The organism is Trinickia sp. Z7 (assembly GCF_056498045.1).
The window spans coordinates 226,089-239,163 of sequence record NZ_JAUEQW010000008.1; the positions used below are offsets into that span (position 1 = coordinate 226,089).

Sequence of the window (13,075 nt, forward strand, 5' to 3'; positions counted from 1 at the left end):
ACGGCTAAACCGCACGCTAAAACAACCGCGGCGTGCCCACCCAAACGAGCGTGACTTCGCCCTTGCCCGTGTTGGCCCAGCTATGAGGCACCGTCGATTCGTAGTGGGCGCTGTCTCCGGCGTAAAGCACGAAGGTCTTGCCTTCGAGCGTCAACGACATTTCGCCGGAAATCACGTAAAGGAATTCCTCGCCCGCATGCGTCGTCACCTCCGCCGCCTCGCTCTGCCCCGCCGGCAAGCGCACGAGAATGCTCTCGAGCTGGCTGCCGACCGACGAGTTCGTCAACCGCGCGAATAGGTCCGTCGAATCGGCGAAGCTGAAGAAGCGCAGTTGACCGGCGCGGCGCACCGAACGCTCCTCGCTCGGGGTATCGACGAAATACTGCAACGTCACGCCGAGTGCAGCGGCAATTCCCGCGAGGGAAGTCAGCGAAGGCGTAGCGAGACCGCGTTCCACTTGCGACAAAAATGGCTTGGAGATACCGGCCGCCGTGGCCGTTGCATCGAGCGTCTTATGCAGGCGGTGCCGCAGCGCTCGTATCTTGCTGCCCAAATCCGCAGCTTGGCGGGCACTTTCGACGTTCAAAGGCATAGGGAATACGTTGCTCGCGGCAACTAGTTAGTGGTGGTCGAATCAAAGCTGTTTATGCGGCGCAAAGCGCCCGGCGCATCTTCGCGCAGCCGGCTTCCCAAGAAGAAAAAGCACTCTATGTTGCCAGAACACGCTTGCCGAACGCAAAAGGAAGGGTTTACCGCAACGCCTGCCCGCAGCGATTAGGGCCGGTTCGATCCCGGCCGTCGCAAGCCCTTTGCCTCGGCTCGGGGCGACTAGTCGAGATATTCGCCGGCGCGCTGTTTCAAGGCCGCGCTGAATTCATCGAGCCAACCGATCGACAAGCGCCAACTCTGCCAATACAAATCGACGTCGAGATGACGCCCCGGCGCCAGTTCGACCAGCTCGCCGGAGGCAAACGCCGGACCCAGCATCTTCGTCGGGCACATGCCCCAACCCAAACCCGTGATGCAAGCGCGCAAGAAACCGCCGACGTGCGGCACCCAATGCTGCGGCGGATCGATGTCGGCACGGGTCACGCGCCGCATGAACCGCGCTTGCAATGCATCTTTCGGATTGAAGACGACACACGGCGCACGCCGCAGCGATTCCCGGTTGACGCCATCCTCGAAATAGCGCGCAAAAAATGCTGGCGAGCATACGGCCAAATAGCGCATTCGCCCCAGTCGCACTGAACGACATCCCTGAACCGGCTCGGCCTGCGTGGTGACCGCCCCTTGCACGCTGCCGTCACGAATGCGCTGCGCGGTGTGATCCTGATCGTCGATGACGAGATCGAGCAACATCCGCCGCTGCGAGCAAAACGCCGCAACCGCATCGACGAACCAAGTCCCCACACTATCGTCGTTGACGGCGACACGCAGCGTCGGCCACGACTGGCCGAGCACGCTGCCGGCCATCCCAGGCATGTCGTCGGACAACTGCGCCTCGAGCAGGCGCACGCGTTCGGTGTGCCGGCAAAGCAATGCGCCCGACGCCGTGGCGATGCAGGGCTGCCCGCGCTTGACCAGCACGCTTCCCACGCGCTCTTCGAGCAGCTTGACACGCTGCGAAACGGCCGACGCGGTAACGTTCAATTCCGATGCCGCGCGATCGAACGAACCCAGACGCACCACCGCGGCGAGCGCGTCCAACAAAGCGTAGTCGAGCATTAGCGCTCCTTAATCCGCCTTAGATAAATTAGCTGTTCTTAGACTCATCCGGCATGCAGACTAGCGCCATTGCTTCGTATCGTCTATCGGCATCGCCATGAATTGGACCGCTTATACCCACGGCGCGGCGCTTTGCGCTTCGCTCATCGTTACGATCGGCGCGCAGAACGCCTTCGTGCTGCGCCAAGGCATTTTGCGATCGCACGTGGGCAAGATCGTCCTGCTTTGCACGGTTTCCGATTTCATTCTCATTGCAGGCGGAGTAGGCGGCGCAGCAGCGCTTGCGGCACGGTATCCGCGCGTCGTGGAGTGGATCTTGTACGGCGGGCTCGCCTATCTCGCCTGGTTCGGGCTATCCACGCTGCGGCGCGCGTGGCGCCCCGGTCATGCGGCGATGGAAGTCGCCGGCGAACCGTCGGCCCAACCTACGGCAAGTACGCAACGCGGTTACTCAGTGGTGCTCATGGCTTTGGCGTTCACGTGGCTCAATCCGCATGTCTATGTGGACGTCTTACTGCTGATCGGAACGGCGGGAGCGCGGGAGCCCGAAGGATCTCGCGTCGCGTTTGCGCTGGGCGCGATGACGATCAGCCCGCTGTGGTTCGCATCGCTCGGGTACGGTGCGCGGCTGCTGGCCCCGCTGTTTCGCAAGGCGACCGCCTGGCGCATTCTGGACGGCGCGATCGGCAGCATGGTGCTGTTCATCGCAGCCGCGCAACTGCGTTGACGCGACGAGCCCTGTCGCCGGGCCGATGGCCCAATAAGTCGGATACCTAAGTATTTTGCCGTCGCGAACTGTCACACGTTCGTGCTATAAAAGCCGCGGGCAATCGTGTGCGCGTGCCGGCCCCACGCGCGTTCCGCGGTTAGGTGCTTACCATGAAAGTCATCGGATACTGCACGCTTTGGTCGATCGCGTTCGCACTCTTGATCGCGATGTGCGCCATCATCAAGCAAGGGCATATCGACGCCACCAGTGCGAAGGACAGTGAGGTGGCCACCGGGAACGCCGCCAATCGAGCGGCGGCCGGATCGCCGGTCGCGAAACCCAGTTCGAGGCCCGCTGCACCGGCGGTGTGAAGCGTCCGCTCGGCGCAGCGGTTCGCGCCTGCTCGATACGATAACGACCTGCAGTATGATCCCACCTTTATTCCGGATCCGGGCAATGAGGCGCCTTCGCCTTCGTTGTCCGCCGTATCGCCCTGTCAATGCTCACGCCGATGATCACGATTGCCGCCAGAAACCGTCGCCAACTGCTCGGGCCCGCCCTATTGCTCGCCATCGCCGTGTGCGGGCTGTTTTACGTCAAGTGGTTCCCGTATTACAACCGCGCGTTCGTCGCCGCCAGCCGCCATGCGATCGGCAATTCCATTTTGATGGGCACGGCGTCCGCCCCGCCTGCCGCCTCATGGAGCTCGGCGCTCGGCTATGCGATCGCTTATGGCAAGGCGATCTGGCAGGCGATGGTGCTCGGCCTCTTGTTGGGCTCGGCCGTGCAGGCGTTGATTCCGGTGCAGTGGATCATGCGCGCGCTGGGAAGAACCGGCTTCGGCAGCGTGGTAACGGGTGCGGTCATGTCGTTGCCCGGCATGATGTGCACGTGCTGCGCGGCGCCCGTCGTGGCCGGATTGCGCGCGTGCCGAGCGGCGCCGGGCGCCGCGATCGCGTTCTGGCTCGGTAACACGCTGCTCAATCCGGCCACGCTCGTGTTCATCGGCTTCGTGCTCGGGTGGCAGTGGATGGGGCTGCGGCTCGTGCTCGGCCTGGCCATGGTGCTCGGCATCGGCTACTGGGTCGACCGCAGCGCGACCGAGGAAGAGGCCGTTGCCGCGGGTGGTGCGCTCGACGAGATGACGCGTGTCGAGGATACGGGGCGCATGCTCACGCGCTGGCTGAGAATCCTCGCGCGCATGGCGCTGCGTCTCATTCCCGAGTACATCGTGCTGGTGTTGTTGATGGGCGCGGCGCGTGCGTGGCTGTTCCCGCACATCGGTCCCGGTATCGATGCGAGCATCGCATGGATCTTCGCGTTCGCCGTTGCGGGCGCGCTGTTCGTCATTCCGACCGCGGGCGAAGTCCCGATCATTCAGGCCATGCTGTCGTTGGGTATGGCGACGGCGCCCGCCGCTGCCCTGCTCGTGACGCTGCCGCCCGTGAGCGTGCCTTCCGTGGCCATGCTCGGGCGATCGTTTCCACCGAGAATTTTGGCGCTCACATGCGCATCCGTGGTGGCGGCAGGCGTGATCGCGGGTTGGATCGCGATGACGCTCGGCATGTGAAGCGGGAGCGGCCGCCGGGTCCAAGCGCATTCGAGCTATGAGCTACCCCTTGCAGCCTGCAGGGCGGCCAGCCGGCTGCGCTACGCCAGCCGCACGAACATCACCAGCGCCGCGGCGGCCATGATCGCTGCCGTGAGCCATCCCAATGCGCGCACCGCGCGACCTGCCGTGTAGCGCCCCATCACCGAAGGCTTCGACACGAGCACGATGACGACGACGATGAGCGGGACCGCGACGACACCGTTGATGATCGCGCTCAGGACCAGCGCTTTCATGGGGCTGATGGGCGTGTATTGCAGCAGGAGCCCCACTAGCACGCTCACTGCGATAATGCCGTAGAAGCCGCGCGCATCCGTGACTTCTCGCTCGAGCCCCTCCTTCCAGTTCAACGCCTCCGACAGCGCATATGCGCCCGAGCCCGCCAGCACCGGCACACCGATCATGCCCACGCCGAGAATGCCCGTTGCGAACAACAACGACGCGAAATTGCCCGCCAGCGGGCGCAGCGCGCTCGCGGCCTGCGCTGCGGTATCGATGCTCGTGACGCCGGCTGCATGAAGCGTCACCCCCGTGGCCAGAATGATGAACCAAGCCGTCAGGTCGGAATAAAGCATGCCGCTCCAAGTATCCCAGCGAATGCGCCGCAATTCCGCGGGCGCGGCCTGCGAATCGACCATGAGCGGGCGGCTGCCGAATTTGCCCTGCATGTCCTCCACTTCTTCGGCGGCCTGCCAGAAAAACAGATAAGGACTGATGGTGGTGCCAAAAATGCCGACCACCACGGCGGCGGCAGCCGGGCCCGGCGTGAAGGCGGGCCAGACGGTATGCCACGCGACTTGCTTCCATGGCACGTGCACGGTGAATAGGACCGCCGCATACGCGAACAGCGATAGCGTCAACCACTTCAGGAAATGGACGTAACGGTGATACGGCACGAAGATCTGAAGCAGCAGCGTGGCGAACACGAAGACGGCTGTCATCAGGTGGCGATTCACGCCCGTCACGAGCTCGGCGCACTCGCCCATCGCCGCGACGTCGGCGCCGATATTGAGCGTGTTGGCGACGAGCAGCAAAAATACGACGACGTAAAGGACGACCGGCGGGAAGGCAAGCTTGATATTCGCCGCGAGCCCCTTGCCGGTCACCCGCCCGAGGTTCGCGCACATCAGTTGCACGGCCGCCATCAATGGGAGCGCAAGCGGCATCGTCCACAGCATCGTGAGGCCAAACTGCGCCCCCGCTTGAGAGTACGTGGCGATGCCGCTCGGATCGTCATCGGCGACGCCCGTGATCAACCCGGGGCCAACCCGCGCGAGCGGGTGTCGTTTCAACCTAGCGAATAGCGCGCGAAAGACGCTCGGGCGCGGGGTGTGGTCGACATGCATCGATTCACCTCGGTAGTAGGCATCGAGTCGATCGAGGCGTTGACGAAGGATAGACGATCGACGAGGCGCATGCGCGGGCGTCCGATCGCATGCGCTTTGCCGGAGACCATCGCGGGCCGGCAGCGCAAGCATGCACCACGACTTCGTTTTGCACTTGACGCAAATCAAGTCTCGAACGGGCAGGCGCTGCAGCGTGCTCGCGTCAGAGATAGCTGCAGACGTAATCGAGCGTTTCGATCACCTCGATATCGAAGCGGCTTTTGCCGGGCACCGAGAACGACTCGCCCGCACCATACGTCGTCCACACATCGCTGCCTTCGAGGCGGATCCGGCATTGCCCCGCTTGCACTTCCATCAGCTCCGGCGCGTCGGTCCCGAAGTTGAGCACACCCGGCAGAATCACGCCCAGCGTCTTGTGCGTGCCGTCGGCAAACAGGACTGTGTGAGAGACGCACTTGCCATCGAAGTAAACGTTGGCGCGCTTGATCACGGAAACTTGGTCGAATTGCGTTGCAGCCGTCATGGCGGTGTTCCTCCGGGTGGTCGTAAATGGACGTGGTATCGATGCATCGTCGCGGGTGCCGCTCGCTACGCTCGCAAGCGTCGCCCCGGCGCACGGCCGTCATGATACCGGCTGTCGCAGGCCATCTTCGCCATTCGGAAACACAGAGGGATCGACCGAACTCATCGGACGTCACGAAAACCCGCCCCGCATCGAAGCGCGCATGCCGTTTGTGCGCACCGGCCCGGCGCTGTTTCGCTAGTCCTGAGACCGCAGCCATGAGCCGGCGTGCCGCCACCGGCCGCGCAATAGCACGTCTATGCGCGAGGTTCCGGCAAGAGTCCATGCTGCGCGAGCAGAGCCCGCAAACGCGGCTGCCTGCCGTGCAACGACAACCCGTCCGCCAGTTCCACCAACGGCGCGATCCGGCGCTTGAGCTTCTCGACGTGATTTTGCGCGATGTCCGCGATTCGATGATCGAGATAGGGATTGCCGAAACGATCTCTCACGCTGGCCAAATAATGCTCGGCTCGATCGCCCAGGCCCATGGCGACGAAAACCGGCAGCACCTCTTCTTGCCACACCGTCTCGAGACCTTCGCGCAAGCGCGAATCGTTCATTGCATCGAGCACCGTTTCGGACGACCGCCGCGTTTCGTTGCGCCACTGCTCGGCAAGCCAGCTATGGCCGAGATTGAGAAGGAACAGTTTTAGCCGCTCGTAGCTGCGCAAATCGTCCGTCAGAGCGATGCACTCGTGCGTGCAGGGCAGTTGCATCCCCGCGCGCCGCTCGATCGCCCAGAGCGCGTAGGGCTCCGCAACCGCGCCGACCGGAGCGATCGGCTCGGACACGATCCGATCGACCAGCGAATTCACCCACACGCATCGTTGCTGCACATAGTCGACGAACGCATCGGGCAGCGACCATTGCCGCGCGAGCGCAACGACGATGTCGCGCAGCGTGTCGCCGTTGTTCTCCACCAACTCGCAGGGGAAGATCGACACGCCATCGCTTGCGCGCTCGCGCCAGCGAGCATGCAGCAACGCGAGAAGCTTCGCCGGGTAGCTGCGCGGGACGCCGCCGCTCGTCAGCAGATCGGGCGTGTCGCGTTCATCGAGCCGATAACCCATGTCGCCGGTGTTCGACACGATCGCGCGCACGTCTTCGATCGTCGCGCGCCGGACGGCATCCCAGTCCTGGTCCGCGACCCACGCGGCGCGTATGGCGTGGCCCGTGACGACGCGATCCACCGCCACCCCTTGTTCGCTGCCGCGAATCCGCACCGGATAGCCGCCCGGTTTCGACAGCGCGGCAATACGGGCTCGACTCACCTGACTATCGGTCGTCTGCACGACGCTGATGCCGCCGATCGCATCCCCGCGCTCGAGCGCCTGCGAGACGAACAACGCGACATGCGCCAAGAGAAACCGGCTCGTGCCGAATTGAAGGATGGGTTCGCTCATGCTGCGCCCCCCGGCCGCCACTTCACCGCTTCTTGCATGGGCTCAGCACTCCACCAACGCTTTCACCACCGTTTGTCCCGTCTCGAGCAATCGCGGGAGGCCATCGGGCACATCGGCAAGATGCATGCGGTGCGTATTGAGCGCTCGATCGGGAATGCGGCCCGCGCGCATCGCTTCGAGCACGGTCTCGAAATCGGCGGTCGTGGCGTTGCGGCTGGCAAGCAACGTGGTCTCGCGCTTATGGAATTCGGGATCGGAAAAGCTCACCTGCCCGGGCACGATCGAAATCAGCGTATACGTGCCGCCATGGGCGACGAATCCGAAACCGCGATTCATCGCGTCGATATTGCCCGTCGCATCGAAAACGACATCGAAGAATTCGTTGCTCGTGAGCGCCGCCAACTGTTCCGTATCGGTAGCGCCCACGGCAACGGCCGCATCGACGTTCAATTGGGAACGACAAAATGCCAAGCGATCGGCACGCGTGTCGAGGCACGTCACGTTGGCCCCGCGCAGCTTCGCAAAGATCATGGCGGCCATGCCGATGGGTCCCGCCCCTACCACCAGCACCCGTTGCTCGGCCGATACGTTCGCGCGTCGAACGGCATGCGCACCGATGGCGAGGAATTCGAGCATCGCCGCTTGATCGAGCGACACGCCTTCGGCTTTATGCACGAACTGCGCCGGCACGCTCAGGTACTCGGCGAGCGCGCCGTCGCGATGCACGCCCAACACTTTGATATCGACGCAACAGTTCGTCTTGCCTTGGCGGCATGCCACGCATTGCCCGCACGACAAATAGGGCATGACGTAGACGCAATCGCCCGGCGCGAAGCCGGAGTCGCGTTCCGCTTCGGCCACCACCGCGGAAAACTCATGGCCCATGACACGCGGGTACTGGAGATACGGCTGATTGCCGGTGAAGATGTGCAAGTCGGTGCCGCAAATTCCGACACGCGCCACGCGCAGCATCACCTCGCCGGCTGCTCGCACGGGCGGCTCGGTTTGCCGTGCGCGCAACACCCCCGGTGATTCGCAAATCACGCTAAGCATAGGAATATCCTCTTCGATCGAATCATGCGTGGCGGACGATTCCGCCCACGCGATAGAACTTGCCCGCATTGCCGCCGAAAACGGCGGGTAGCGCCTCCGAGCCCAACAACCGTGCGCAGTCCCGTTCACACGCAGCCAGCCATTGCCCATAGCCTTCGCGGCCCGAGGCAAGGCGCAGCACGGGCCAGTCGCTGCCCCACATCAGCCGCGCCGGTCCGAACAGATCGGCAAGCACGCGAACATACGGGTACACGCGCGCGCCGATCGCTTCGTCATCAGCCGCCGCGCCGGCCTCGGTCCACAGCCCCGACAGTTTGCAATGCACGTTCGACAGTTGGGCGAGCGAGCTCATCAGCGACAGCCACGGCTCGACCTCGCCCAATGCAATCGGCGGTTTCGCGCCGTGGTCGATGACGATCCGCAAGTCCGGGTAGCGCCGTGCGAACCTATATAGGGGGCCGAGATGGCGCGGCAGCACGAGTGCATCGAAGCGCAGATCGCGCTCGATCATTGCAGCGACGGCGCGATTCAAGGCGGGGTCGTCGATCCATGCGTCATCGGGTAGATCCTGCAGCATCGGCCGCAGCCCGCGGGCTTTAGGATGCGCGGCGAATGCGGCCACCTTCCCCGCCGCATCCGCCGCTTTCAAATCGAGCCAACCAACGACGGCGCATACCGTCGGCGTTTGCTCGGCGAGCCGGAGCAGATAGTGCGTGTCGGCCTCCGTCGGTAGCGACTGAACCAGCACCGTGCCGTCGATGCGCGCAGCGGCCAATTCGGGAGCCAGGTCCTGCGGGCCGAAATCGCGATGAATCGCCTCCAACTCGCGCGGCGGCCAACAGCCGGAGCGCGCGTCGATCTGCCAATAGTGCTGGTGTGCATCGATACGCATCGGGCGAACGTCGGGAGCATTCATCGTTGAGAGATCGAACCGTGTACGTATGAATCGGTGAATGTCGTTTTGTCGAAAGCGGCCCGCGTCGACAAACGCTTGCATCGACGCGGGACCACGTCATCAATAAAGCACGTTCTTCGCTTCCGAGCTGTCGAGGTTTTGCTTGTCGACCATCACGACGCCCGTATCGATGCTTTTTGCCACCTTCTTGTGTTCGATCACGTTCACCACGGTTTGAATGCCCTTGTATCCCATCTGATAAGAGCCTTGAACGGCGATCCCTTGAATCGTTCCGTCACGCACGAAGCTTTGCAGATCCTGATTGCCGTCGAAGCCGATGGCGACCAGCTTGCCCGCCTTGCCCGATTGCTTGAGCGCACGGCCCATTCCCACGGCGGTCGGCTCGTTCGCACCGAAGATGCCCTTCAAGTCCGGGTTCGCCGAGAGCACATCGGTGGTCTGATTGAGCGCCGTGGCCATCTGCGATTGCGAGTAGTACGGGCCGACGATCGTCAGCTTCGAGTGCGCAGCGACGTACTTGCGGAAGCCGCCCACGCGGCCGATTTCCGATCCCGCGCCGGGCACGTACGACATGAGCGCGATCTTGCCCGTCTGGCCGACGCGATCGATCAGCGCCTTCGCACACATCTCACCGGCCTTCTCGTTGTCGGTCGACAGGAAAGATTGGTAGTACTGCTTGCCCGCATCGGAGAGCGCCGAGTCGATCAGCACGACGGGGATGTGGGCTTCCCACGCCTTCTTGATGGCCGGCACCAGCGCGTCGGGGTCGGACGGCGCGAGCACGATGCCTGCGACGTGTCGATTGACGGCGTTCTCGACCATATTGACTTCATCCGTGATGTCCGATTCCGCGGCTGGGCCTTGGAACGTCATGGTGTAGCCCTTCGCTTCGTCGAGCGCGGCTTTCGACCCCTTCTGCACGTTCTGCCAGTAGTTCGAATTGACCGTTTTGACGATCACCGCGATCTCGCCACCGGCCGCATACGCGCCCGAACTGAACGCCGCGCCCAGCAGTGCCGATATCGCCAGCATGGAAAATTTTTGCATGTCTCGCTCCTCATTTTCGTGGTTGGAACTTCGTTTGATTACCGCTTCCTGCTTCGCAACTGGTCGATCCAAACCGTGCCTAGAATCACGACGCCGATGATGATCTGTTGGATGAAGCTCGATACGCCGTTCATGTTCAAGCCGTTGCGCAGCACGCCGATGACGAAGGCGCCGATGGCCGTGCCCGAGATCGTGCCTACGCCCCCCATGAGCGAGGTTCCGCCGATCACCGCGCTCGCGATCGCATCGAGTTCGTACATCACGCCTTCGTTCGGCTGCCCGGTCACGAGACGCGACATCAACACGCAACCCGTCACACCCGCCAGGGCTCCCGACAGGACATACGTGAACATCGTCACGCCCCGAACGTCGACGCCCGAGAGCCGCGCCGCCTCGGCATTGGAGCCCACGGCGTAGATGTGACGGCCGAGCGATGTTTTCGACAACAGGATGGCCCCGGCGATGAACAGCACGATCATGATCACGACGGGATACGGAATGCCTGGGAACGTCGTATCGGGAAAGCCGTCAGCGCCGATGCGCGAGACGCGGAACAACGCACCGTTGCCTAGCACGCCGAACGCATTGCTCAACTCCGAGACGGGCCGCGCACCGGTGATTTGCAGCGCAAGCCCGCGCGCGACCAGCATCATGCCGAGCGTCGCGATGAACGGCGGCAGCCCCATGCGCGTCACGCAAACGCCGTTGACGAACCCGCACAGCGCACCGACGCAGACGCCGCACAACATCGCGGCGGGCACCGGCACGCCCGCCTTGGTGAGCAATGCCGCCGATACGCCGGCGAGCGCGAGAACGGAGCCGACCGATAAGTCGATGCCGCCTGTGATGATCACGCAAGTTGCGGCAACGCCGAGGTAGGCGATCGACGTCACCTGCAGCGACACGGTCATCATGTTGCCGACCGAAAAGAATGCCGAGCTCGCAACCGAAAACGCGATCACGAGCGCCACCAGGCTGCCCAATGCGGCGAACTTTTGAATGAGATCGCGGCGCCGCTGACGCGCGGCGCGATCGGCCACCTGGCTTCGATCCGATGTCATTTCAAGCATGCGTAAACCCCGAAGCGAAGTGCATGATCTCCTCCTGATTGGTTTGTTTCGTATCGAGAACGGCCGTGATGCGGCCTTCGTGAAATACCGCGATGCGGTCAGTCATGCCGAGCAGTTCGGGCAATTCCGAGCTGATCAACACCACGCCTACGCCATCGGCGGCGAGCCTGTCCATCAAGCCGTAAATGGCGAACTTCGCGCCCACGTCGATGCCTCGCGTAGGCTCGTCGAAGAACAAGATCTTCGAGCCGCGGTACAGCCACTTGCCGATCACGACCTTCTGCTGGTTACCGCCCGACAAATTGCGCACGATCTGATCGACCGACGGCGTGCGTATCGCCAAATCGTGCACATAGCGGCGTGCAACCGCCGCCTCTTCATCGAAACGAACGAAGCCGGCACGCGAGGAAACGGCGCCGACGTTTGCAAGCGTGATATTCGCCGCGACGGACATGCCGAGCGCCAAGCCGTCCTGCTTGCGGTCTTCGGAGAGATAAGCGATGCCGTGGCGAATCGCTTCGCGCGGCGAGCGCACGGTCACGAGACGGCCGTTGAGCTCGATCGATCCGTGGTCCAATCGGTCCGCGCCGAAGATGGCGCGGGCCACCTCGGTCCGGCCCGCGCCCATGAGCCCCGCAAAGCCGAGGATTTCTCCCCTGCGCAGATCGAACGACACCGGCCCGAAGACACCGTCGCGACGAACGTCGCGCACGCGCAGCAATACGTCGTCGGTGGGCACGGAGTGCCTCGGCGGGTAGGCGTCATCGAGCGAGCGGCCGACCATGCGCGCGACGATGTCGTTCACGCTCACCGCCGAGAATTCGTCGGTGGAAATATAGCGGCCGTCGCGCAATACCGTGACGCGATCGACGATCTGCGCCATTTCGTCGAGGCGATGCGAGATATACAGAATCGCGACGCCCGCCGCGCGCAATTCTTCGATGATGCGAAACAGCTGCACCGTTTCCGATTCGGTGAGCGATGACGTCGGCTCGTCCATGATGAGCACGCGCGCTTCGAACGACAGCGCCTTCGCAATCTCGACCAGCTGTTGCTGCGCTATCGACAAAGTGCGCACCAGCGTGGTTGGCGCGACTTCCAAGCCGATCCGCGCGAGGCAGCGCACGGCATCCGCATTGAGCTTTCGCCTGTCGACGAACGGCCCGCGTTTCGGCTCGCGGGCAAGGAAGAGGTTCTCCGCGACGCTCAAATGCGGCACGAGATTCAGTTCCTGATGGATGATCGCGATGCCCGCCGCCTGCGCTTCCGAAGTCGATGCGAATCGCACCTGCTCCCCGCTGTAGCGAATGACACCCTCATCCGGCTGATACTGACCGCTGATGATCTTCATCAGCGTCGATTTGCCCGCCCCATTCTCGCCGCACACCGCATGAACTTCGCCCGCCCGAAGGTCCAGCCGAATGCCGTCGAGCGCGACGACGCCGGGAAAGCGCTTCACGATTCCTTCGAGACGCAACAGCTCTTGGCCTGCGGCGCGCCTATCGGCAACGGCGAGACTCGAGGGGCCGCCCGGCATTGTCATGACGTCATGTCTCCTATGAGGACCCCTGCGCGCTTGCGTGGTCAGTCCAATTTGGCTCGAACGAACAAAAAGCCACTTTTTGGTAAAGCCAA

13 protein-coding genes are annotated in these 13,075 nt (G+C 63.3%); 3 read left to right on the forward strand and 10 right to left on the reverse strand.

Annotated features, from left to right (window positions below; translation table 11 throughout):
* Nucleotides 1–16: 16 nt before the first annotated feature.
* Nucleotides 17–592: a helix-turn-helix domain-containing protein gene (locus QQS38_RS16185; RefSeq protein ID WP_479646380.1), complete on the reverse strand. Its 576-nt coding sequence runs from the start codon at nucleotides 590–592 to the stop codon at nucleotides 17–19.
* Nucleotides 593–828: 236 nt separating this feature from the next.
* Nucleotides 829–1,725: a LysR family transcriptional regulator ArgP gene (locus tag QQS38_RS16190; protein WP_479646381.1), complete on the reverse strand. Its 897-nt coding sequence runs from the start codon at nucleotides 1,723–1,725 to the stop codon at nucleotides 829–831.
* Nucleotides 1,726–1,822: 97 nt separating this feature from the next.
* On the opposite strand from QQS38_RS16190, the gene QQS38_RS16195 reads away from it, so the two are divergent.
* The 3 genes from QQS38_RS16195 to QQS38_RS16205 all read left to right on the forward strand — a co-directional run bounded on the left by QQS38_RS16195 (nucleotide 1,823) and on the right by QQS38_RS16205 (nucleotide 4,004).
* Nucleotides 1,823–2,452 (forward strand): LysE/ArgO family amino acid transporter, encoded by a 630-nt coding sequence (locus tag QQS38_RS16195; protein WP_479646382.1) that lies wholly within the window; start codon nucleotides 1,823–1,825, stop codon nucleotides 2,450–2,452.
* Between the two features lie 152 nt (nucleotides 2,453–2,604).
* A complete protein-coding gene (locus QQS38_RS16200) occupies nucleotides 2,605–2,805 on the forward strand; it encodes a hypothetical protein (protein WP_479646383.1) in 201 nt (66 codons plus the stop codon).
* A gap of 128 nt (nucleotides 2,806–2,933) precedes the next feature.
* Nucleotides 2,934–4,004: a permease gene (locus QQS38_RS16205; protein ID WP_479646384.1), complete on the forward strand. Its 1,071-nt coding sequence runs from the start codon at nucleotides 2,934–2,936 to the stop codon at nucleotides 4,002–4,004.
* A gap of 80 nt (nucleotides 4,005–4,084) precedes the next feature.
* Here QQS38_RS16205 and QQS38_RS16210 read toward each other — a convergent pair whose 3' ends face one another.
* From QQS38_RS16210 to QQS38_RS16245, 8 genes are all read right to left on the reverse strand, one after another.
* Nucleotides 4,085–5,389: an NRAMP family divalent metal transporter gene (locus QQS38_RS16210; RefSeq protein WP_479646385.1), complete on the reverse strand. Its 1,305-nt coding sequence runs from the start codon at nucleotides 5,387–5,389 to the stop codon at nucleotides 4,085–4,087.
* Between the two features lie 202 nt (nucleotides 5,390–5,591).
* Nucleotides 5,592–5,912, reverse strand: coding sequence for a pyrimidine/purine nucleoside phosphorylase (gene ppnP / locus QQS38_RS16215; protein ID WP_479646386.1), 321 nt, complete (start codon nucleotides 5,910–5,912; stop codon nucleotides 5,592–5,594).
* 296 nt (nucleotides 5,913–6,208) lie between these two features.
* Nucleotides 6,209–7,354: a mannitol dehydrogenase family protein gene (locus QQS38_RS16220; protein WP_479646387.1), complete on the reverse strand. Its 1,146-nt coding sequence runs from the start codon at nucleotides 7,352–7,354 to the stop codon at nucleotides 6,209–6,211.
* A gap of 42 nt (nucleotides 7,355–7,396) precedes the next feature.
* Entirely contained in the window at nucleotides 7,397–8,407 is a 1,011-nt protein-coding gene (locus QQS38_RS16225; protein ID WP_479646388.1) for a zinc-binding alcohol dehydrogenase family protein, read from the reverse strand.
* A gap of 22 nt (nucleotides 8,408–8,429) precedes the next feature.
* Complete coding sequence (locus QQS38_RS16230; protein ID WP_479646389.1) at nucleotides 8,430–9,323, reverse strand: amidohydrolase family protein; 894 nt, start codon at nucleotides 9,321–9,323, stop codon at nucleotides 8,430–8,432.
* Nucleotides 9,324–9,422: 99 nt separating this feature from the next.
* Nucleotides 9,423–10,370 (reverse strand): substrate-binding domain-containing protein, encoded by a 948-nt coding sequence (locus QQS38_RS16235; protein WP_479646390.1) that lies wholly within the window; start codon nucleotides 10,368–10,370, stop codon nucleotides 9,423–9,425.
* Between the two features lie 38 nt (nucleotides 10,371–10,408).
* Nucleotides 10,409–11,440, reverse strand: a complete 1,032-nt coding sequence (locus QQS38_RS16240) for an ABC transporter permease (protein WP_479646391.1) — start codon at nucleotides 11,438–11,440, stop codon at nucleotides 10,409–10,411.
* Entirely contained in the window at nucleotides 11,433–12,983 is a 1,551-nt protein-coding gene (locus QQS38_RS16245; protein ID WP_479646392.1) for a sugar ABC transporter ATP-binding protein, read from the reverse strand. The genes QQS38_RS16240 and QQS38_RS16245 overlap by 8 nt, the downstream gene beginning before the upstream one ends.
* Between the last annotated feature and the right edge of the window lie 92 nt (nucleotides 12,984–13,075).